General features: G+C 61.7%; 12 protein-coding genes, 1 tRNA gene and 6 pseudogenes. 15 read left to right on the top strand and 4 right to left on the bottom strand.

Annotated features, from left to right (window positions below):
• Window positions 1–247: 247 nt before the first annotated feature.
• The 7 genes and pseudogenes from fdnG to HT737_RS01955 all read left to right on the top strand — a co-directional run bounded on the left by fdnG (window position 248) and on the right by HT737_RS01955 (window position 9,319).
• Window positions 248–3,312 (top strand): annotated as a pseudogene (gene fdnG / locus HT737_RS01985) (formate dehydrogenase-N subunit alpha).
• Window positions 3,313–4,248, top strand: coding sequence for a formate dehydrogenase subunit beta (fdxH, locus tag HT737_RS01980; protein WP_182401208.1), 936 nt, complete (start codon window positions 3,313–3,315; stop codon window positions 4,246–4,248).
• Window positions 4,245–4,910 carry a formate dehydrogenase subunit gamma gene (locus tag HT737_RS01975; RefSeq protein ID WP_121185538.1) on the top strand — a complete coding sequence of 222 codons (666 nt, stop codon included), beginning with the start codon at window positions 4,245–4,247 and terminating at the stop codon, window positions 4,908–4,910. Before fdxH ends, HT737_RS01975 begins: the two co-directional genes overlap by 4 nt.
• A 3-nt stretch (window positions 4,911–4,913) precedes the next feature.
• Complete coding sequence (fdhE, locus tag HT737_RS01970; protein WP_182401206.1) at window positions 4,914–5,840, top strand: formate dehydrogenase accessory protein FdhE; 927 nt, start codon at window positions 4,914–4,916, stop codon at window positions 5,838–5,840.
• A 49-nt stretch (window positions 5,841–5,889) separates the two neighbouring features.
• Window positions 5,890–7,302 (top strand): L-seryl-tRNA(Sec) selenium transferase, encoded by a 1,413-nt coding sequence (selA, locus tag HT737_RS01965; RefSeq protein WP_182401204.1) that lies wholly within the window; start codon window positions 5,890–5,892, stop codon window positions 7,300–7,302.
• Window positions 7,299–9,216, top strand: a pseudogene (selB, locus tag HT737_RS01960) (selenocysteine-specific translation elongation factor). The gene selA and the pseudogene selB overlap by 4 nt, the downstream one beginning before the upstream one ends.
• Before the next feature lie 7 nt (window positions 9,217–9,223).
• Window positions 9,224–9,319 (top strand) — tRNA-Sec (locus HT737_RS01955).
• Between the two features lie 249 nt (window positions 9,320–9,568).
• On the opposite strand, the gene HT737_RS01950 is transcribed toward HT737_RS01955, so the two are convergent.
• Together HT737_RS01950 and HT737_RS01945 are read right to left on the bottom strand one after the other, a co-directional pair.
• Window positions 9,569–10,867: an OprD family porin gene (locus HT737_RS01950; RefSeq protein WP_182401202.1), complete on the bottom strand. Its 1,299-nt coding sequence runs from the start codon at window positions 10,865–10,867 to the stop codon at window positions 9,569–9,571.
• A gap of 194 nt (window positions 10,868–11,061) precedes the next feature.
• Window positions 11,062–12,447: pseudogene (locus tag HT737_RS01945) on the bottom strand (aspartate aminotransferase family protein).
• 161 nt (window positions 12,448–12,608) lie between these two features.
• Between HT737_RS01945 and HT737_RS01940 the strand changes: the two are divergent.
• The 3 genes from HT737_RS01940 (at window position 12,609) to HT737_RS01930 (ending at window position 15,975) form a co-directional block, all read left to right on the top strand.
• Window positions 12,609–13,214, top strand: coding sequence for a TetR/AcrR family transcriptional regulator (locus HT737_RS01940; protein WP_121185525.1), 606 nt, complete (start codon window positions 12,609–12,611; stop codon window positions 13,212–13,214).
• Window positions 13,215–13,360: 146 nt separating this feature from the next.
• Entirely contained in the window at window positions 13,361–14,062 is a 702-nt protein-coding gene (locus HT737_RS01935; protein ID WP_182401200.1) for a hypothetical protein, read from the top strand.
• 290 nt (window positions 14,063–14,352) lie between these two features.
• On the top strand, window positions 14,353–15,975 hold the full coding sequence (locus tag HT737_RS01930) for a mechanosensitive ion channel family protein (protein ID WP_182401198.1): 1,623 nt from the start codon (window positions 14,353–14,355) through the stop codon (window positions 15,973–15,975).
• 22 nt (window positions 15,976–15,997) lie between these two features.
• Here HT737_RS01930 and HT737_RS01925 read toward each other — a convergent pair.
• Both HT737_RS01925 and HT737_RS01920 read right to left on the bottom strand, forming a co-directional pair.
• Window positions 15,998–16,670 (bottom strand): annotated as a pseudogene (locus HT737_RS01925) (DUF3313 domain-containing protein).
• 35 nt (window positions 16,671–16,705) lie between these two features.
• Entirely contained in the window at window positions 16,706–17,029 is a 324-nt protein-coding gene (locus HT737_RS01920; RefSeq protein WP_182401196.1) for a hypothetical protein, read from the bottom strand.
• Window positions 17,030–17,194: 165 nt separating this feature from the next.
• Here HT737_RS01920 and HT737_RS01915 point away from each other — a divergent pair, with 165 nt between their 5' ends.
• The 5 genes and pseudogenes from HT737_RS01915 (at window position 17,195) to HT737_RS01895 (ending at window position 22,432) form a co-directional block, all read left to right on the top strand.
• On the top strand, window positions 17,195–17,905 hold the full coding sequence (locus tag HT737_RS01915; protein ID WP_145598160.1) for a response regulator: 711 nt from the start codon (window positions 17,195–17,197) through the stop codon (window positions 17,903–17,905).
• Window positions 17,902–19,230, top strand: a pseudogene (locus HT737_RS01910) (ATP-binding protein). Before HT737_RS01915 ends, HT737_RS01910 begins: the two are co-directional and overlap by 4 nt.
• Before the next feature lie 62 nt (window positions 19,231–19,292).
• Window positions 19,293–20,478 (top strand): annotated as a pseudogene (locus HT737_RS01905) (DUF2252 family protein).
• A gap of 93 nt (window positions 20,479–20,571) precedes the next feature.
• Window positions 20,572–21,861, top strand: a complete 1,290-nt coding sequence (locus tag HT737_RS01900; RefSeq protein WP_182401194.1) for an FAD-binding oxidoreductase — start codon at window positions 20,572–20,574, stop codon at window positions 21,859–21,861.
• A 13-nt stretch (window positions 21,862–21,874) separates the two neighbouring features.
• Window positions 21,875–22,432, top strand: a complete 558-nt coding sequence (locus tag HT737_RS01895; RefSeq protein WP_047294492.1) for a helix-turn-helix domain-containing protein — start codon at window positions 21,875–21,877, stop codon at window positions 22,430–22,432.

Raw genomic sequence — 22,432 nt, 5'->3', positions numbered from 1 at the left:
TGCCAGCGATGGCGTCGTCACTGTCGCTATTAGTGTTGACTGATCCACTGCTTTCGCTGGCAAGCCAGCTCCCACAGGGTTTTGCGTTCATTGGCCAATAGACCGACAAACGGCCGACGGTCGGTTTTCACACAGAGCATGTGGTCATTGTCTACAGTGAAAAAGCCGGCAGCCATTCTGCCGTAACCGTGTTTGTCCAGAAAAAGCCCGGCTCAAGTACCGGGTTCCACCTGATCAGGAGTGCACGATGGATCTCAGCCGTCGTCAATTCTTCAAGGTCGCCGGTATCGGCCTTGCAGGCTCTAGCCTGGGCGCGTTGGGCATGGCCCCGACGCAGGCCTTCGCCGAGCAGGTGCGTCACTTCAAGCTTGCCCACACCCATGAAACCCGCAACACCTGCCCGTATTGCTCGGTCGGTTGCGGGTTGATCATGTACAGCCAGGGCGATGCCGCGAAGAACGTCGCGCAAAATATCATTCATATCGAGGGCGACGCCGACCACCCGGTCAACCGCGGCACCCTGTGTCCAAAAGGCGCGGGCCTGCTGGACTTCATTCACAGCCCCGGCCGCTTGCAATACCCGCAGGTGCGCAAGCCCGGCAGCAGCGAATGGACGCGGATCAGTTGGGATGAAGCGCTCGATCGTATCGCCGACCTGATGAAGGCCGACCGCGACGCCAACTTCATCGAAAAAAATGCCAACGGGCAAACGGTGAACCGCTGGGTCTCCACCGGGTTCCTCGCGGCGTCGGCAGCGTCCAACGAAGCGGGCTACATCACCCAGAAGGTGATTCGCAGTCTCGGCATGCTGGGGTTCGATAACCAGGCGCGTGTCTGACACGGCCCGACGGTGGCAAGTCTTGCCCCGACGTACGGCCGTGGAGCCATGACCAATACCTGGACCGATATCGCCAACGCGAATCTGATCCTGGTGATGGGTGGCAACGCAGCAGAAGCGCATCCGTGCGGCTTCAAATGGGTGACCGAGGCCAAAGCGCATAACGCTGCCCGGCTGATCGTGGTCGACCCGCGTTTTACCCGGACCGCTTCGGTGGCCGACTATTACGCGCCAATCCGCACCGGTACCGACATCGCCTTCATGGGCGGGTTGATCAATTACTTGCTGACCGAGGACAAGATTCAGCACGAGTACGTGCGCAACTACACCGACGTTTCGTTCATCGTCAAAGCCGGGTTCAGCTTCGAAGACGGCCTCTTCAGCGGCTATGACGCGACGAAGCGCAGCTACACCGACAAATCCGGCTGGGGTTACGAGCTGGGCGAGGACGGCTTCGTCAAGGTCGACCCGACCCTGCAGGACCCGCGCTGTGTCTATCAATTGATGAAGCAGCATTACAGCCGCTACAACATTGATCTGGCGAGCCAGATCTGTGGGATGCCGGTCGAGGCGATGAAAAAGATCTGGGAAGAAATCGCCACTTGCTCGATCCCGGGCAAGACCATGACCATTCTCTACGCCCTCGGCTGGACGCAACACTCGATTGGCGCGCAGATCATCCGCAGCGCGGCGATGGTGCAATTGCTGCTGGGCAACGTCGGCATGCCCGGTGGCGGGGTGAATGCCTTGCGCGGCCACTCGAACATTCAAGGCCTGACCGACCTCGGGTTGTTGTCCAACGCACTGCCGGGCTATCTGACCCTGGGGGGCGATGCCGAGCAGGACTACAACGCCTTCATCAAAAAGCGCACGCAAATGCCGCTGCGTCCGGGGCAGCTGTCCTACTGGCAGAACTACAGCAAATTCCACGTCAGCCTGATGAAGTCGTGGTACGGCGCCAACGCCACCGTCGAGAACGATTGGCTCTATGACCATTTGCCGAAACTCGACATTCCCAACTACGACGTGCTGAAAATGTTCGACCTGATGAGCCAGGGCAAGGTCAACGGCTACATGTGCCAAGGCTTCAACCCCATCGCCGCGCTGCCGGACAAGAACCGGGTCATGGGCGCACTGGCCAAGCTCAAGTGGCTGGTGGTGATGGACCCGCTGGCCACCGAGACCTCGGAGTTCTGGCACAACGTCGGGCCGTACAACGACGTGAAAAGCGCGGAGATCCAGACCGAAGTGATTCGCCTGCCCACCACCTGCTTCGCCGAGGAGGACGGCTCGCTGGTCAACAGCAGCCGCTGGCTGCAATGGCACTGGAAGGGCGCTGATGGCCCGGGCGAAGCGCAAACCGATATCCGCATCATGAGCGAACTGTTCTTGCGCCTGCGCAAGCGTTATCAGGCCGAGGGCGGCAAATTCCCCGATCCGCTGCTGAAACTGTCGTGGCCGTACAAGATCCCCGACGAACCCTCGCCGGAAGAACTGGCGAAGGAAATCAACGGCAGCGCCATGGCCGACTTCACCGATGCCAGTGGCGCGACGGTCAAGGCCGGTTCGCAACTGGCGGCATTCGCTCAGCTCAAGGACGACGGCAGCACCGCGTCCGGTTGCTGGATCTTCGCCGGCAGTTGGACCGAGGCCGGCAACCAGATGGCCCGGCGTGACAACGCCGACCCGTATGGCATGCACCAGCATCTGGGCTGGGCCTGGGCGTGGCCGGCCAACCGGCGGATTCTCTACAACCGCGCTTCGGCAGACGTCGCGGGCAAACCGTGGGATCCGAAAAAACGTCTGGTGTGGTGGAACGGCAAGGCCTGGGGCGGCACCGATGTGCCGGACTACAAGGCCGATGTGCCGCCGGAAGCCGGGATGAACCCGTTCATCATGAACCCCGAAGGCGTGGCGCGGTTCTTCGCCGTCGACAAGATGAACGAGGGGCCATTCCCCGAGCACTACGAGCCGTTCGAAACGCCCATCGGCATCAACCCGCTGCACCCGCAGAACAAGAAAGCCACCAGCAACCCGGCGGCGCGGATCTTCGACTCGGTCTGGGAAAGCCTCGGCGAAGCAAGGACTTCCCGTACGCCGGCACCAGTTACCGGCTGACCGAGCACTTCCACTTCTGGAGCAAGCATTGCAAGTTGAATGCGATTGCCCAGCCCGAGCAGTTCGTCGAAATTGGCGAAGTGCTGGCGAAGGAGAAGGGCATCGCCGCCGGAGATCGAGTGCGGGTCAGTTGCAAGCGCGGGTTCATCGAGGCGGTGGCGGTGGTGACCAAACGCATCCGGCCGCTGCAGGTCAACGGCCAGGTGGTGCATCAGATCGGCATCCCGCTGCACTGGGGATTCACCGGTCAAACGCGCCACGGTTACCTGACCAACACCCTGGTGCCGTTCCTCGGCGATGGCAACACACAGACCCCGGAATCCAAGTCATTCCTGGTCAACGTGGAGAAACTGTAAATGGCCAGCCAAGACATCATTGCCCGCTCGGCCACCACCACGGTGCCGCCCTCGGTGAGGAATCAGCAGGAAGTCGCCAAGCTGATCGACACCACCAAATGCATCGGTTGCAAGGCCTGCCAGGTCGCCTGCTCGGAATGGAACGAGCTGCGCGACGAGGTCGGCCACAACCACGGCACCTACGACAACCCGCAGGACCTGAGCGCAGAAACCTGGACCTTGATGCGTTTCACCGAACACGAGACCGACGCCGGTAACCTGGAGTGGCTGATCCGCAAGGACGGCTGCATGCATTGCGCCGAGCCGGGTTGCCTGACGGCCTGCCCAAGTCCCGGGGCGATCATCAAGCACGCCAACGGCATCGTCGATTTCGATCAGGATCATTGCATCGGTTGCGGTTATTGCATCACCGGTTGCCCGTTCAACATTCCGCGCATCTCGCAGAAGGATCACAAGGCCTACAAATGCACCTTGTGTTCGGATCGGGTGGCGGTAGGGCTGGAGCCAGCCTGCGTGAAAACCTGCCCGACCGGCGCCATCGTCTTCGGCACCAAGGAAGACATGAAGGAGCACGCTGCCGAACGCATCGTCGATCTGAAAAGCCGTGGCTTCGACAACGCCGGGCTGTATGACCCGGAAGGCGTCGGCGGCACTCACGTGATGTACGTGCTGCACCACGCCGACACGCCGAAGATCTACGCCGGGTTGCCGGATGCACCGGCCATCAGTCCGCTGGTGGGCTTGTGGAAAGGCATCAGCAAACCGCTGGGCTTGCTGGCAATGGGTGCGGCGGTGCTGGCCGGGTTCTTCCACTACGTGCGTATCGGGCCGAATCGCGTCGAGGAGGATGAACATCCGACGCCACCTGATACCTCGGTGCACGTTGTCGATCCGGCGGTGCACACCTTCGACCCACGCGGGGAGGACCGGCCATGAGCAACAAGACGATCCTGCGCTACACCGCCAACCAGCGCACCAATCACTGGCTGGTAGCGATTCTGTTCTTTATGGCCGGGCTGTCGGGGCTGGCATTGTTTCATCCGTCGATGTTCTGGCTGACCCACCTGTTCGGCGGCGGACCGTGGACGCGGATTCTGCACCCGTTCATGGGCGTGCTGATGTTCGTGTTGTTCCTCGGCCTGGTGTTCCGTTTCTGGCGCGCGAACTTCTTCATCGACAACGACGGGAAGTGGCTGCGCCGCATCGACCGGGTGCTGGTCAACGATGAAGAAAGCGTGCCGCCGGTGGGCAAATACAACGCCGGGCAGAAGCTGCTGTTCTGGACTTTACTGCTGTGCATGCTCGGCTTGCTGTTCACCGGGCTGGTGATCTGGCGCGCGTATTTCAGCGCGTACTTCGGCATCACCGTGATTCGCTGGGCCATGCTCCTGCATGCGCTGGCCGGGTTTGTGCTGATCCTGAGCATCATCGTGCACATCTATGCCGGCCTGTGGATCAAGGGTTCGGTGGACGCGATGCTGCATGGCTGGGTCAGCCGCGCCTGGGCCAGGAAACACCACGAACTCTGGTATCGCGACATCACCCGTAATGAACGCAATCCGGACGTGCCGGAGCGACCGATCACCAAAAAGGGCTGACTTTTGCCAACCATTCTTGAACCCGGGGAAATCGAAGCGGCGGCCAGTTCGCCGCCGTTTCTGCACCTGCCGCCGCACAACCTGTTCACTTTGCGCGCCCAGCGTCTGGAGCAATTGGCTCATGGGCATCCGCTGGCTGATTACCTGCGACTGATCGCCGGATTGTGTCGGGCTCAGCAGCAGGTGTTCGATGATCCGCCGCTGACAGCACCGTTTGATCAGCAAAGGATCGAAGCCTGTCAGCAACATGGTTTACCGCCGTTCGCCGCCGACACACTGGTGCGCGAAGACGCTTGGCAGGCTTATCTGGAGGCTTTATTGCAACGTTACGTGGCGCCCGAGCAACCCGCCGTAGTCGACGCGCTCGCTACACTGCGCAGCGCCAGTGCCGGCCAGTTGCGTGCGTGGGCGGTGGCGTTGGTCAGCGGTCAGTATTCAATGGTGCCGGCGCAGTTGGTGCCGTTCCTCGGCGCCGGCCTGCAAGCGGCGTGGAGCCACTGGTTGCTCAGCGCACCGAACCTGCAACTGAAACCCGGCGACAGCCTCAGCCAATGCCCGGGCTGCGGGTCACCGGCGATGGCCGGGGTGATCCGCCATCGCGGCAAGCACAACGGCCTGCGTTATCTGGTGTGTTCGCTGTGCGCCTGTGAATGGCATGTGGTGCGGGTCAAGTGCGTGTATTGCGAGTCGAGCAAAGGGCTGGATTACCTGAGCCTTGAGGATGATCGCCACGCCGCCAATCAGGCGCCGATTCGGGCGGAGGTGTGCCCGGGCTGCAACAGCTACCTGAAGCTGGTGTACCTGGAAAACGATGCCGAAGGCGAAGCGCTGTCGGCGGATCTCACCAGCCTGCTGCTCGACATGCGTCTGGCGCAGGATAGTTATCAGCGTCTGGCACCGAATCTGTTGCTGGCGCCGGGAGACGAATGACCAGAACGTCTACACTCGCCGGACAGTCTTGTTTTTTCGGGAGTGGCTGATGTCCGCAAGTGTGGCCCCGCGTTTACCGTCCATTGATGGGTTGTTACGTCACCCGGCCTGTCTGCCGCTGGCCGAGCGTTATGGCCGTGAGTCGTTGCTGGCCGGTTTGCGCCAGTTGCTCGATGAGTTGCGTTCCAGCGTATTGAACGGGCAATTGTCGGCGATTGAAATCAGCCCCGACGTGCTCGCCGGTCGCGTCGGCGAACGTCTGGCCCAGCAGCAGCGCAGCAACGTACGGCGGGTGTTCAACCTGACCGGCACGGTACTGCACACCAACCTCGGCCGGGCGTTGTTGCCCGAAGAAGCCATCGACGCGGTGCAGATGGCCGCGCGCTATCCGCTCAATCTGGAATTCGATCTGGCGACCGGCAAGCGCGGTGATCGCGACGACCTGATCGAAGGCCTGATCCGCGAACTGACCGGTGCCGAAGCCGTCACCGTGGTCAACAACAATGCCGCTGCGGTGCTCCTGACACTCAACAGCCTCGGCACGCGTAAGGAAGGCATTATCTCGCGCGGCGAACTGATCGAGATCGGCGGCGCGTTTCGCATCCCCGACATCATGGCCCGCGCCGGCGTGCGCCTGCATGAAGTCGGCACGACCAACCGCACCCACGCCCGCGACTACGAAGCCGCGATCAGCCCACGCAGCGGCTTGATCATGCGCGTGCATGCGAGCAACTACAGCATCGAAGGCTTTACCGCCCGGGTGCCCACCGCCGAACTGGCCGAACTGGCCCATCGGCATGGTTTGCCGTTGCTGGAAGATCTGGGCAGCGGCAGTCTGCTCGACCTGACCCGCTGGGGCCTTCCAGCGGAGCCGACGGTAAGGCAGGCGCTGCTTGATGGCGCGGACATCGTTACCTTCAGTGGCGACAAATTGCTCGGCGGGCCGCAGGCCGGGTTGATTGTCGGGCGCAAAGACTTGATCACAAAGATCAAAAAGAATCCGTTGAAGCGCGCCTTGCGGGTCGACAAGTTGACCCTGGCCGCACTGGAAGCGGTGCTTGGCCTGTATCGCGATCCGGATCGCCTCGCGGAACGGCTGCCGAGTTTGCGCCTGTTGACTCGTCCGCAAGCCGAGATCCTCGCCCAGGCTTGCCGTTTGCAACCGGCGATGGCTGGCGTCTTGGGTGAACCCTGGCAGGTCAGCGCCGTGCAGGCCTTGGGCATGATCGGCAGCGGCAGCCAACCGGTGGCGCGCCTGCCGAGTGCCGCGCTGTGCCTGCGTCCGCAAGTGTCCAAGCGTTTGCGCGGGCGTTGCCTGCTGAATCTGGAAGCGGCGCTGCGCGGGTTACCGATCCCGGTGCTCGGGCGTATTGACGACGATGCGCTGTGGCTCGATCTACGCCAACTCGACGATGAACCGGCGTGGCTGGCGCAGTTGCCGCAGTTGCAGGTCGAGTCGTGATTGTCGGCACCGCCGGGCACATCGACCACGGCAAGACTTCCTTGCTGCAAGCCCTGACCGGGCAAGCCGGCGACCGCCGCCCGCAGGAGCGCGAGCGCGGGATGACCATCGACCTCGGTTATCTCTACGCGGAGCTGGAACCCGGTGCCGGGCTGACCGGGTTCATCGATGTACCGGGCCACGAGAAATTCACTCACAACATGCTCGCCGGCGCGCAGGGCATCGATCTGGTGTTGCTGGTGGTGGCGGCGGACGACGGGGTGATGCCGCAAACCCGTGAGCATCTGGCGATTGTGCAGTTGCTGGGCATTCCCCGGGCACTGGTGGCGATCACCAAATGCGACCGGGTCGAACCGGGCAGGGTGGAAGAGGTTGAACGCCAGGTACTCGATCTGCTGGAAACCGGGCCGTTTGCCGAGGCACCGATGCTGACGGTGTCCAGCGTGACCGGGCAGGGTGTCGATGAACTGCGCCGGAACTTGCTGCAGGTTCAACGTGAAGTCCATGAGCGCAGTCGCGAAGGTGGTTTTCGCCTGGCCATTGATCGTGCCTTCAGCGTGGCGGGCGCCGGGATCGTGGTGACTGGCACCGCGTTGTCGGGCGCCGTTTGCGTCGGCGATAAGCTCGCCCTCGGGCCGTCCGGTAAAGCGGTGCGGGTGCGCGGGTTGCACGCGCAGAGTCAAACCGCCGAACAGGCCTTTGCCGGGCAACGGGTGGCGCTGAATATCAGTGGTGACCGGTTGACCCTGGAGCAGATTCATCGCGGCCAATGGCTGCTGGCCGAATGGCTGCACGCACCGACGCAACGGGTCGACATTGAGTTTCAACTGCTGCCCGGCGAGCGCACGTTCGAACACTTTCATCCGGTGCACGTGCACCTCGGCACTCAGGACGTCATCGCTCGCGTGGCATTGCTCGAAGGCCCGCGTTTGCGTGCCGGCGAGCGCATGTTCGCGCAACTGCTGATCAACGCGCCGGTGCACGCGGTGAAGGGCGACCGCCTTATTCTGCGTGACCAGAGCGCGCAACGCACCCTCGGTGGCGGTCAGGTGCTCGATCCGTTCGCCCCGGCCCGGCAGCGCCGCAGCCCGGAACGGCTGGGGGCAGTTGCAAGCGCTGGCCGACAGCGTCAGTCTTGAGCAGGCGCTGCCACTGCTGCTCGACCACAGCGCGGGCGGCCTCGATCCGCAACGGCTGGAGCGCCAGTTCAATCGCCCGCGTGATGACTGGACGCTACCGGCCAATGTGCGCCTGATCGATACCCGCCAAGGCCCGGTGCTGTTCAACGTGCAGCGCTGGGGGCAGTTGAAGTTCATTCTGTTGGAACAGTTGGCCAGACTGCATGAGCTGGAACCGGACCAGATGGGACCGGATCGCGATCGCCTGCGACGCTTCAGTGGTCTGGCGCTGGAGCGCTCGACCTTTGCCAGTCTGCTGGAAGAGCTGCGCAGCGCCGGATCGATCAACGCCAGCGGGCCATGGCTGCATCTGCCGGATCATCAGGTGCGCTTGAATGCCGAAGACGAAACCCTGTGGCAGCGCATGCAGCCGCTGTTCGAAGAAGCCGGCTACGATCCGCCGTGGGTGCGCGATGTTGCGAAAATGCTCGGTGAAGACGACGCTGCGGTGCGTCTGCTGCTGCGCAAACTGGCGCGCCTGGGGCTGATGCACCAAGTGGTGCGCGATCTGTTTCTGCCTGCTGGGCAACTGCGGCGCATGGCCAATGTCCTGTTGCAGCTGGAGCAGGAAAATCCGCAGATCCAGGTGACAACTTTTCGTGATGCGCTAGGCTTGGGACGCAAACGCTGTATTCAGTACCTGGAATACTTCGACCGCGTCGGCCTGACCCGACGCATTGGCGAATCCCGCGTGATTCGCCACGATAATGCGCTGGCCAGTGCCGACGCACCCTGAGTTCAAAGGAAGGCAATCGCGCCCGGTGGCGCGGCCGGGCTTCAAACCCGGTTGGGGACGGCATCCGTTCCCGGGCAGGTTCGACTCCGGCTGCCTTCCGCCAATTACCGCAGCATTCACGACGCACTGAATCCCCTGTGGGAGCGAGCTTTGCTCGCGAATGCGGTACGTCATTCAACATCTGTGTCGACTGATCGGGCGCTTTCGCGAGCAAGCTCGCTCCCACAGGGGATTGGGGTTTTCAGACTGGCGTATACAGCAGGGTTTCGTTGTCGGTGGCTTCGTGTAGTTTTTCCAGTCGATGGATTCGTAGGGCGACGTCAGCTCTGAGTCTGGGTTTAACCACCCGCCATCAAAGCCCCAACGGATACTGAATCACCACATAAATCCGGTCGATATCATCGCCGGCCTGTGCCTCATTCGCTCGGTGCGAGACATGCGACAGCTGCACCGACAAATCCTTCGCCGCTCCCGATTGCACGATGTATTTCAGGTCGACATCCCGTTCCCAATGCTTGCCGCCAGCGCCTTGCTGCGGCTGATAGTCGCCGGTGTCGGCATCGAACGGGTTGTACGCGCCGCCCTTGGGCGCGTGGGTGCCGTCGATGTGGCTGCCGCGAACATAACGGGTCATGAAGGTCAGGCCGGGGATGCCGAAGGCGCCGAGGTCAAGGTCGTAGCGTGCTTGCCAGGAACGTTCGCCGGCACCGTTGAAGTCGGCGTATTTGATTGAGTTGGCGAGGTAGATAGAGTCACCGCCAACGGAATCGAACGGCGTGTTGCCGTTGATGCGCTGCCAGCCGAGCATCAATCCATGCGGGCCAAAGTTGTACTTGCCGGACAGACTGAACGCCGTGTTATCGATGGCGCCGGCCAGCGAGCGGCCGGTATCGCGGGTGTGGTAGAGGTTCGCGTCGAGCAGCAGGCCGGACTGTTTGACGTGCAGATTGGCGTAGTACTGATGCCAGGTGTCCGTCAGTTCCGAAGCGTACAGCGAACCGCCGATGGGACTGTCGCCGAACAGATCCGCGCCGAGAAAACTGATTCCGCCGGCCTCGGTGGTGGCGCCGTAGCCGGAAAAGTCGCCGTGGCTTGAAGAACTGTCCTGATTCTTGAACGCGGTGAAGTGGCCAGCCGTGAGGTTTACGTTGTCGACTTCACGGCTGTTCAACAGTAAGCCTGTGGCGTATTCCGGTTGCAGGCGTTTGTCCGAGGTGTCGAACACCGGGGTTTCCACGGTCATCTCGCCGAACGCGAAGGTCGTTCGCGAAACCTTGAGTTTGAACGCGCCGCCAGCGCTGGAGTAGTTCGGTTCACTGCGACCGCTGCTGTCGACCGGCAACAGCCCAGTGCCGGAATGACCTTTGCCGCCGTCGAGTTTCAGGCCGAGAAAGGCGTGGGCATCGATGCCAAAACCGATGCTGCCCGGTGTGTAGCCAGAGGTGAACGTGCCAATAAAACCCTGGGCCCATTCCTGCTTATAGTTTTTGCCGGAGGGCGAGGGCGAGGGCGAGCGGTAGTCGTTGCTCAGGAAGAAGTTGCGGCTGAGCACGTCGGTTTTGGCGTCGTTGAAGAAGTCGCTGGCGAAAACAGTGTCGGTCGCTGCGCAAAGCAGGGCCAACAGTGCAAAGCGTGGTGTCGAGGGAGCCATCGAGAGAGACCGACAATCAGGGAAAGTCTCCGATGATGGGCACGATCAACCGGGCCGGATTGAGCCGATGTGCTGAGTTCAACCGAGTGCCCTTGTGGGAGCTAGCCTGCTAGCGAAGGCGGCCTGCCAGTCGACATTGATGTTGAATGGCACTCCGCTTTCGCCAGCAGGCTAGCTCCCACAGGGGGTATGGGTTACAGGCGGCCGTATTCGCGAGCCGTGCGATCCACGGCGATGCGCGTTTTGTCGACCAGCTCATCCAGCTCCGCCCGCGTGGCAATCAATGCGGGGGCCATGATCATTCGGCCCAGCGTCGAACGAATGATCAGGCCTTCTTCAAAACCAATGGTGCGGCAGCGCCAGGCGATGTCGTTCTCGTTGGCAAAGCGCTTGCGGGTGGCTTTGTCTTCGGCGAACTGCAATGCCGCCACCAGCCCGACGCCCTGAATCTCGCCCACCAGCGGATGGTTGCCGAACACTTCGCGCAGGCAGCTTTGGAGGTACGGGCCGGTGTCGTTTTTTTACCTGCGTGACCACGCCTTCATCGCGCAGGGCCTTGAGGTTGGCGATCGCCACCGCCGCCGCCACCGGGTGACCGGAGTAGGTCAGACCATGGGCGAACACGCCGCCTTTTTCCACCAGCGCTTCGGCCATGCGTCGCGACAGGATCAGGCCGCCCATGGGGATGTAGCCGGAGGTCAGGCCTTTGGCGATCGACAGCGTGTCCGGTTCAAAACCGAAGGCCTGGTGCGCAAACCATTCGCCGGTGCGGCCAAACCCGCCAATCACTTCGTCGGCGCACAGCAACACGTCGTACTTACGACAAATGCGCTGGATTTCCGGCCAGTAGGTGGTGGGCGGGATGATCATGCCGCCAGCACCCTGGAACGGTTCGGCGACGAACGCGGCGACCTTGTCGGCGCCCAGTTCAAGAATCTTGTCTTCCAGTTGCCGTGCGGCGCGCAGGCCGAAGTCTTCCGGGCTGAGGTCGCCTTCATGGGCGAACCAGTACGGCTCATCGATGTGCGCGACGTCAGGGATGCTGCCGCCCATTTCGTGCATGAATTTCATGCCGCCCAGCGCCGTCGCGGCCAGCGTCGAGCCGTGGTAGCCGTTCCAGCGGCCAATCATGATTTTCTTCTCGGGCTGGCCCATCACCTGCCAGAACTTGCGTACGGTGCGGATCAGCACTTCGTTGGCTTCGGAGCCGGAGTTGGTGTAGATCGCGTGGCTGTAGTGCTTGGGCAGCAGGCTGAACAGCAGTTCGGAAAGCTCGATCACCTGCGGGTGAGTGGTGTGGAAGAACATGTTGTAGTAGGGCAGTTGTTGCAGCTGCGCGGTGGCCGCGGCGGCCAGATCCTTGCGCCCGTAACCGAGGTTGGTGCACCACAGCCCGGACATGCCGTCCAGATAGCGCTTGCCGTCGTTGTCCCCACAGCGCCAGGCGATCCCCSGCTGACCATCACCCGCGGGCCTTCCTCGTTGAGCGCCTTCTGGTCGACGAAGGCGTGAATGTGGTGGGCGGCGTCGGCGGCCTGGTAATCGCGGGTGCTGCGGGTCGGATCGAATACGGCGGACATGGCGGTTCTCCAGAGAAACGGGGCAAGTGAGTGCGCGTTCATTCCAGCGGTGCACGGCTAATATTTGTCACTTAAAAATATTTTTGTAAAAGAAAAATATTTGTCGGTGAAAAAATAAATCCGTAGGCTGACGGCCATCAGCAAGACAGGACACCAGCACCATGAGCGGGCTCAGAGAACGGCAAAAGGAACAGCGCAGGGAAATCATCGCGCAGGCAGCGCTGGAGTTGTTCATCAGCAACGGCTTCGGCGCGACCACGCTGGAGCAAATCGCCAATCAGGCCGGTGTTTCCGCGCCAACGGTGGTCAATTATTTCGGCGGCAAACAGGAAATTTTGCTGGCCTTGCTCAAACAGCCGGACGAGCAGGCGATGCGTGATGCGCGGGCCAATCTGGACGACGACAGTGATCCGCTGGAGGCGCTGTGCGAGTTCGAAGGCTTGATGACCGACTACCAACTGCAAGCGATGCCGGCCTCGCTGTGGCGTGAATTGGCGCCGTTTCTGCTGACCGGCGAGCTGGCTCAGGCGATGAGTCCGTGGAATGCGGCGGTGATCGAAGAAACCAAAGCGCTGCTCGGGCATTTCCAGACACAGGGCAAGCTGCGTGCGTCGGTCGATCTGGACGTGGCGGCGACGCTGTTCAACCAGTACGCGAACATGGCGTTCATCCGTTTGGCGACCCAGGAAGTACCGGACCGGCCGGCGCATGCCTTGCACATGCGCGGGGTGTTGACGCTGTTGTGTCACGGCATGCTGGAGGGTTGAGCGGAAGTTACAGATCCGGACCGTCGCGCCGGGCGGTATGGGTACCTGTCAACTCTGACAGTTATGCGGCCAGTCAAAGAGCCCTAGGCTTGGGGAGCCCTTTGTTCGGGGACGATCCACTGGCTGGATAACCAAGGAGTGCCGACATGACACCTACATTGCTGCGTCACACGACGGGACGGGTCGAGGCAACGATCAACGAAGAACCGTCTTTGAGTTTCCTTGCAGAAACAGACCTCAAGGTCACTATCGTTGAGGCCAAGTACAAAGTTGCGGCCAGAATGCCGCTGGAAAACAACCGTGAGCGGTACATTGATCTCTCTTTTCCCTCTGACCTTGCAGGCGATGGTCGGGAATACTCTTTTCCACTGACCCCATCCTCTGAGGCACAGGGTCGCTACTCACGCTTCCCGGAAAACGAATCCCTGGCGTCGAATGAAGGTTCGCTGCAGGTGCATTTCGACACGACGCAAAGCCGCTTGTGGGGCACGTTCGATTACCGTGTCGGCTCTGGCGACTTGAGATTCGAAATAAGCAAAGGCAGTTTCGATCTCTTTGGCTTCGACACTGCAGAACCGGGAGGCACCGGTACATTCACGGGAACGGTCGACAAACAGACCTTCGACGCGAGTGAAGTGGGCATACGACGTGTAGACGACATCGGACTGCCCGAGCCCTACCTTGAGGTCATTGGCCGTACCCGACCCGCCGTTGGCCACGAGCATATCGCCATCCAGATCGACACTGACGTGAATGGGCTGCGACACACACTCGGACGCGACGATAGCCAAGTGCGGGCGCTTTACTTTCACTCGCTATCAGGATTTTTTTCTCGCCACCAGCGGTGAAGTGAACTTTGACGCCTTGCCCACGCCAACTCAGGCAAAAGGCACGATAGTAAAAGGCATCTTCCAACAAAACACGGAACAACTCCGCGAGATCGACTGCACATTCGATATCACCGAAAACCCGACCGGTAATGGGTGAGGCAATGGGGGGAGGCTGCCAGAGGGCGAACGATGGCAATCAAGAATTATCGTCATCACCCTCATCCTGCAAGCCGATCTGACAACCGTTCAGCGCTCAACTACGCTGCCTTACGTATTCCTCTGACACCCGGGCGTAAGGAAACACGTGCATGCGAAGCAGGCTGCTGGCGGTAGCGATGATGGTGTGTGCCTTGCTCGGGTCCGCAGGTGGCTGGGCGCTTGAGGAGACGGCAAAGCCTGCGAATGAAGCGGTGGAGCTGAAGGTCGCCAACCGCAGCATCATGCTGTTTCGCGCGACGCTGCTGGGCGAATCGCCGGCGACCCGCGTCAAGCGAGCGAAGACGGTCATCACCGAGGCGCTGGACGAGTCGGAGAATCTGACGGTATCGATCGACCCGATCCAGAACAGCTACATGGTTTTACTGGGCGACAAGCGCGCGTTCATCGTCGCGCCCAAGGACGTTGATGGTCTCGAGTACGCCTCGGTGCAGCAGGCTGCCGAAGGCGCTGCCGAGAAACTGCGCCAAGTGGTCACTGAAACCGGGGAGGCGCGCAGCCTGCACCTGATCATCAGGTCTCTGGCGCTGGCGGCGGCGTCCACTTTGATCTATGTCGGCTTGCTCTGGTGCCTGGCCTACCTGCGTCGCAAGTTGCTGAGCAAATTGCCCGAGCTGATGGAGCGCCATACCCAGGTGCTGAAAATCGGGCGGGTGCAGTTGATAGACGCCAATTTCCTTTATCCGTTGGTCAGTCGCCTGCTGTTGGTGCTGCGTTGGCTGGTGATTGCTCTACTGACCTACGAATGGCTCGGGTTCGTCCTGTCGCGATTTCCCTATACCCGGCCATGGGGTGAAAGCCTCAACAACTATCTGTTCGAGTTGGCCGGCTATCTGCTGGATGGAATTGTCGGGGCTATTCCCGGACTCGGCGTGGCGTTGGCCATTTTCTTTATCGCCCGTGGGGTGACGGCGTTTGCCCGGCGCATTTTGCGGCGCATGGCGACCCCGGGCACCTTCAGTTGGCTGAACCATGAGACCTTGCAACCGACCCAACGCCTGACCTCGCTGGCCATCTGGCTGTTTGCCCTGGCGATGGCGTATCCGTATCTGCCGGGCGCCGGCACCGATGCGTTCAAGGGCTTGTCGGTGCTGATCGGCCTGATGATTTCCCTCGGTGCTACCAGTGTGGTGGGGCAGGCGGCAGCCGGATTGATCCTGACCTACACGCGCACTTTGCGCCCCGGCGAGTTCGTCAGGATCGGCGAATATGAAGGCACCGTCACCGAGCTGGGCATGTTCACTACACGCATCCGCACCGGGTTGGGTGAAGTGCTGACGCTGCCCAATTCGATGATCACCGGCACCGTCACCAAAAACTACTCGCGCACCGTGAAGGGTCCCGGTTACGTGGTCGATACCGTGGTCACCATCGGTTACGACACCCCGTGGCGGCAGGTCGAGGCGATGTTGCTGGAGGCGGCCCGCCGCACGCCGGGTGTTCTGGAAGACCCGCCGGCTCAGGTGTTCCAGACTGCCTTGTCGGATTTCTATCCCGAATATCGCTTGGTGGCGCAGGCCATTCCGAGCCAGCCGCGCCCGCGTGCGGTGTTGCTGAGCATGCTTCACGCCAATATTCAGGATGTGTTCAACGAGTATGGCGTGCAGATCATGTCGCCGCATTATCTGGATGACCCGCAGCAAGAGAAGCGAGTGCCGAAGGACAAGTGGTTCACGGCCCCCGCACAAAAGCCGGAGGGTGAGGATTTGCCTTAGTCAGTGCCGCTCTTGCGAAACGTCAGCGACGGATCGCGGCATACGACTTGCCCAGATCACTGGCCCAGCCGTCCAGCACGCCTTTGACGTCATAGGCAGTCAGCACCTGTTTGTCGTTTTCCAGCGGCACGCCGGTGCCCTTGCGCACGACTTCGGCGACCACTTCGCCGGTGGAGCCGTCCTCGAACGAGACTTCGGTGGTGATTTCGCTGTCCTGATCGCGGATGCCGGTGGCGGTGCTCACGCCGGCGGCAACCAGGGTCACCGGCAGCCATTCATACAAGCGCAAGCCCTGGGTGCTGGCGGCGACGCGGGTAATCGCGGGTCTGACGATCAGGGTATTCGGCCCGGGTTGCGATACCAGGTGCATGACCTTGCCCAGTTCCAGCCTGAGCGCGGCGTCGTAGTAGTCGGTGACGCCGGACAGCGTGCTCAGCGGAACTCGCTCGGTCGGCGCGACGCTGGGGGTAGAACTGACTGGGCGCCAGATAGGCCTGGGTGTAACGCCCTCGGGCCAGCGCCGGGCTGACCCAGCCCAGCACAGTCTGCCCGGATGGCGATGTGTGCTCGCTCAGCACGCTGTAATCGTGCAGAAATCCCGTGTACTTCTGCGGTTCAACGGTTTTGCTGCTGCAGGCCGACAGGCTCAGAGACGCTGTGCACATCAGTGTCATCAAGCAATGGCTTTTAATCATGCGAATCCTTGTTTTGCGCTTTTGACCCGCGTCGTTCAAGCGCGGGCAGTGATTGGGGAGGAGAGCGGCGGGGTGTTGTCCGAGCATTCGATGTGCAGCTGGCCGTGGCTCATGATCCACTGGATGAGGTCGGCGGTCGGAATCGAGTGGACGTACTCGACCCATTGCGAATCGCCGGGGCCGTACTGCTCGAAATAGCGGCGCAGGACGATACGGCTTTGGTCATCTGACAGGCCCAGGCAGAACTCCTGAAACAGCAACGGCGTATCTTGATCAGGCGCACTGGTGCGCTGGCTGAGAATCAACGGATAGCGGGCGTCGTGGCCCTCGGCGGTGTACCTGTCGTGCAATGCGCTCATTGAATGCCCCCCGGTTGTCGATGGCGAGCAGAGTGCCCGAAGGGTTTTGCCGCAGCATGTCCGCTTGATGTCCGCGACGAAGGAATGTTGCTCGATTGAAATATATGACCTGGCGGCCAGAATGGTTTTAGATGCGTTCTTTTTTGGCCTGAGGATCCTGTGCCCGTGAGCAGACTGCTGATCGTCGACGATGACGTGGAAATTCTCGCCCTGCTGAAGAAGTTCTTCGTCCAGCACGCCTACGAGGTCGATGTCGCCGCTGATGGCGCAGCGATGTGGGCGGCGATTGCCCAGCAGCGCCCGGACACGATCATTCTCGATCTGATGCTGCCCGGTGAAGGCGGCCTGAGCCTGTGCCAGAAAGTGCGGGCGCAGATGGGCATTCCGATCATCATGCTGACCGCCATGGGCGAGTTGAGCGACCGGATTGTCGGCCTCGAACTGGGCGCCGACGACTACGTGACCAAACCGTTCGCCCCGCGTGAATTGCTGGCGCGCCTGCGCGCGGTGCAGCGTCGCGCCGGTGAGCAGGTCAGTCCTGTCAGCGAACCTTCGCGACCGGTGATTGCTTTTGCCGGTTGGCATCTGGATATCACTTGTCGCGAGCTGCGCTCCCCGGAAAACGTGATGATTCCGCTGTCCGGTGGCGAGTTCGATCTGCTGGTGGTGTTTCTCGATCACCCGCAACGCATTCTCACCCGCGAGCAACTGATCGACCTGTCTCGCGGTCAGGGCCACGACGCCTTTGATCGCAGCATCGACGTGCAGGTCAGCCGCTTGCGCCGCAAGATCGAGCCGGACAGCAAGCGTCCGGACCTGATCCGCACCGTGCGCAACGGCGGTTACCTGTTCACCGCCAAGGTCACGCGCGCATGATCCGTCGCTTCCTGCGCCGTGATCCGTTGAGTCGGCGGATTGCCCTGACCATCGTCGCGGCCATGCTGGCTTCGCTGGCGCTCAATTTTCTGTTCGTGGAGGTGGCCGGGACCTGGGCGCGGCCACCGATTGAGCGCACCGGGTTGCTGGAGCAGATTGCGGCGACCGTCAAGGTGATCGAGCTGCACCTGCGCCTTTACGCCCGAAACTCGCGCACGCGGCAACCGGCCCGACGCAGGAGGTGACCTGGAGTGCGCAACGTGACGCGCTCGGATTGCCTGCGGGAGGAACGCAGCTGATCGCCAACAAGACGTCGGGGTTGCATCAGTTGCTGGGTGATGAGCGAGACATTCGGGTGTTCAATCCCGCCGACTGGCCGAGCGGCAGTCCGCTGGCGCGCTACGCGGCGCTGGTTCAACTGCCGGATGCCAGCTGGTTGTTGTTCTCTTCGCCCGAGCGCTCCTGGGGCCTGGACATCGGCACACGCATCGCGATCATCATCGCTCTGGGCTTGATTGCCACCGTACTGGTGGCCTGGCTGGCCACGCAGCAACTGGCCAAACCGCTGCAACGTTTTGCCAGCGCCGCCCGCCGTTTTGGCGGTGATCTGCGCGCGCCGCCGATCAAGGTCGAAGGCCCGGACGAGATCCGCCAGGCCATCATCGCTTTCAACACCATGCAGGCGCAGATCCAGCACTACATCAGTGAGCGTACGCACATGCTCGCGTCGATCTCCCACGACTTGCGTGCACCGCTGACCCGCATGCGCCTGCGCAGCGAGTTTATGGAGGACTTTGATCATCAGGGCAAACTGATCCGCGACATTGAAGAAATGCAGTCGATGATCAACGCTGCGCTGGCGTTCTTTCGGGAAGACACTCAGCCGGAACAAAGCACCGCATTCGACCTGTCGGAGTTGCTGCAGACCATCATCGACGACTACCGCGACCAGAACATCGCCATCGATTTCCATGGCCCGGCGCATCTGGTCTACGAAGGTCGCCCGCTGGGAATCAAGCGTGTGATCGTCAATCTGCTGGAAAACGCCGAAAAGTATGCGCAGCAGCCGGCCATTACCTTGAGCAGCGATGGCTACAGCGTCTGCATTGACGTCAGCGACGAGGGGCCGGGGATTCCCGAAGCGTCGTTGCAGCGGGTGTTCGACCCGTTCTTCCGCCTGGAAACCTCGCGCAACCGGGAAACCGGTGGCGTCGGGCTCGGGCTGTCGGGCGGCGCGGGCGATCGTGCGCGAGCAGGGCGGTGAACTGACGTTGAGCAATCGCAGCAGCGGCGGCTTGCAGGCTCGGGTTGAGCTGCCTTTGTAATACTTTGAAACATTTTCTCGTGACGGGCGGTCAACAGGACACATTCTCTGCAAGAAGCGTCCATGAAAACCCCACGGCCCTCCGCACGCCTCGAACCGCTCTCACAACTTCGCAATCTGAAAATGGCCCGTTCCGCGCACGCTTATGTGCGCGGCAGTACGGTGCAGTTTTATGAGTGGCTGCACAGCCAGCCCGGGCGCCGCCTGCCGAAAGGGCCGGCGGTGTGGATCTGCGGCGATTGTCATGCCGGCAATCTGGGACCGACCGGCGATCTGAAAGGGCGCATCGATATCCACATCCGCGACCTCGACCAGACGGTTATTGGCGATCCCGCGCATGACCTGGTGCGACTCGCACTGTCGCTGGCGACTGCCGCCCGGGGTTCCGATCTGCCCGGTGTGGCCACGGCGCGCATGCTCGAGGAGATGATGCGCGGCTACGAGCAGGCGTTTGAAGACGACGTCGACAAAGAGCCGCCACGCCCCGCGCAAGTCAAGGCCGGGATGCGCAGCGCAGTGCAACGCACGTGGAAGCATCTGGCCCAGGAACGCATCGAAAACACCAAACCGACGATTCCGCTGGGCAAGCACTTCTGGTCGCTGTCACGGGAAGAGCGCAGTGCGCTGAAGACCCTTTGCGCCACGCCAGATCTGCACACGCTGGTGACCTCATTGAAGGGGCGCAACAAGGACGACCGGGTGAAAATGCTCGATTCGGCCTATTGGGTCAAAGGCTGCAGTTCGCTGGGGCTCAAGCGTTATGCGGTGCTACTCGGTGTGGGCGAGGGTGATGACGAGGAATATTGCTTGCTCGACATCAAGGAGGCCGTTGCCGCCGCAGCCCCCGCGCGTCGCCCGCACCGCGATGCCCCGCGACAACGGCAAACGTGTGGTTGAAGGCGCGCGTTTTCTCTCGCCGGGCCTGGGTAACCGGATGATCGCCACCCGGCTGCTCGACCATGGCTTCTTCATCCGCGAACTGCTGCCACAAGACATGAAACTGGAGCTCGATCAGTTGAGTCAGACCGACGCGAAGCTCGCCGCCGGCTATCTGGCCCGTGTCGTGGGGCTGGCCCACGCCCGGCAGATGGACATGAGTACCCGCGCCTCATGGATGCGTGAACTGCAGGCGTGTCGCTCGAAGACCCTGGATGCACCGTCGTGGCTGTGGTCCAGTGTCGTGCAATTGGTGGGTCGTCATGAGAAAGGCTATCTCGAACATTGTCGGCGTTATGCGCTGGAGCATTGATCTGTGTGAGTGAGACAGTTGTCGGTTGCCGATATGAAATTTGTTCTGTAGATTTTCATGAAATTATAAGAAATAAATTTCATGAGGCGCCGAATGTTTCAGCAAGCCCAGCAGCATGTCGCCAGTTATTACGCCCACAGTTGCGCCCATGTTCTCAGCACGCGGCCGGCGCTGGAAGGCGCGCACGAAGCGGAAGTGGTGATCATCGGCGCCGGATTCAGCGGGCTGCACACCGCGCTGCGTCTGGCTTTGGCCGGCAAGCGCGTCACTGTGCTCGAAGCCAGTCGCGTGGCCTGGGCCGCGTCGGGACGCAATGGCGGGCAGGCGATTCTGGGCTGGTCGTGCGACATGCCGCCGCTGGAAGCTGCGCTCGGCTATGAGCGCGCCCGTCGCCTATGGGACGGCATGCGCTGGGCCGCGCAGGAACTGCGTGAATTGCCCGTGCGACACGGTTTTGATTGCGACTATCGCCCCGGCCATTTGTGGACCTCGGTGATGCCGCGGCGAGTCAGCCTGCTGACTGAGTGGCAACACGAAGCCAGTCACAAATGGGGCCATGACGGCCTGCAATTCATTCCCCGTGAAGACCTGCCGCAATGGGTCGCCAGCGAACGCTACCAGGCCGGCCTGTACGACGCCGAAGGCGCGCACCTCAATCCGCTGAAACTGGCCCTTGGCCTGGCCGCCGCCATCGAGCGCGCCGGCGGGCGTATTCATGAGCAAAGCAAAGCGCTGAGTTATCAGCAGGAGGGCAATGGCTTCCGGGTCAATACCGAGCGCGGTTCGGTGAAGGCCGATGTGCTGGTGCTGGCCTGCAATGCCTATCTCGATGAACTCGATCCGCAGCTCTCCAGCTGCATCCTGCCGGTCGGCACCTACCAGGTCGCCACCGCGCCACTGACCCCCGAGCAAGCCACGGCGTTGCTGCCGAGCAACGTCTGCGTGACCGACAACCAGTTCGTCCTTGATTACTTCCGCCGCACGCCGGACAACCGCTTGTTGTTCGGCGGCGGCTGCACCTATCTGGGTGGCATGCCCAAGGACATTGCGGCGGCGACCCGGCCGTTTCTCGAACGGGTGTTCCCGCAACTCAAGGGCGTTGAACTGCAATTCGCCTGGGGCGGGCACATCGACCTGACCATGAACCGTACGCCGGATGTCGGCGGCGAGGGCAACCGTTATTGGCTTCAGGGTTATTCGGGGCACGGCGTGCTGCCGACACTGGCCGCCGCCCGTGCGGTGTCCGATGCAATTCTCGGCGAGACGGATGAACTGGCGTTGTACCAGGGCCTGAGCAATGGCCGTTTCCCCGGCGGCAAGCACTTCGCCGCACCGCTGGAAGCCATCGGCAAGGCCTGGTATCGCCTGCGCGACAGTATTTGATGGGATTTTGGCCATGAACAAGCAAGAAGAAATCGCGGCGCTGGCGATCCTGATCCACGACCTGCGCAAGCACAAGAAATGCACCCTCAAGGAACTGGCGGACAAAATCGGCCGTTCGGTGGGGTTTCTCTCGCAAGTCGAACGTGGGCTGTCGCGCCCGACCGTGGCCGACCTCACCGCGATCAGCGAAACCCTCGGCGTGCCGACCACCTATTTCTACAGCCTGCCCAAACCCAGACAAGTGCCGTGGGTTACCCGCCCGGACGAGCGCCGCACGCTGTATTACGCCAGCGGCATTACCGACATTCTGGTGTCGCCGCAGATGCGTGCCTCGTTCTCGATGCTCGAAAGTCATCTGGAACCAGGCGCGAGCAGCGGTGACCGGCACATGAGCGACAGCTCGGAGCAGGGCGGTTACGTCCTCGAAGGCGAGCTGACCTTGTGGCTGGGCAACGACGACGAGCCGGTGACCTTGAGCGCCGGCGACAGCTTTCAATTCGACAGTCACACCCATTGCCGCTACGGCAACCTCACCGCGCAGCTCACCCGCGTGCTCTGGGTCTACACCTGA

The organism is Pseudomonas sp. MD195_PC81_125 (assembly GCF_014060985.1).
Taxonomy (GTDB): Bacteria; Pseudomonadota; Gammaproteobacteria; order Pseudomonadales; family Pseudomonadaceae; genus Aquipseudomonas; species Aquipseudomonas parakoreensis.
The sequence above is the reverse complement of the archived record's forward strand: the minus strand, read 5'-3'. Positions and strand labels throughout refer to the sequence as shown.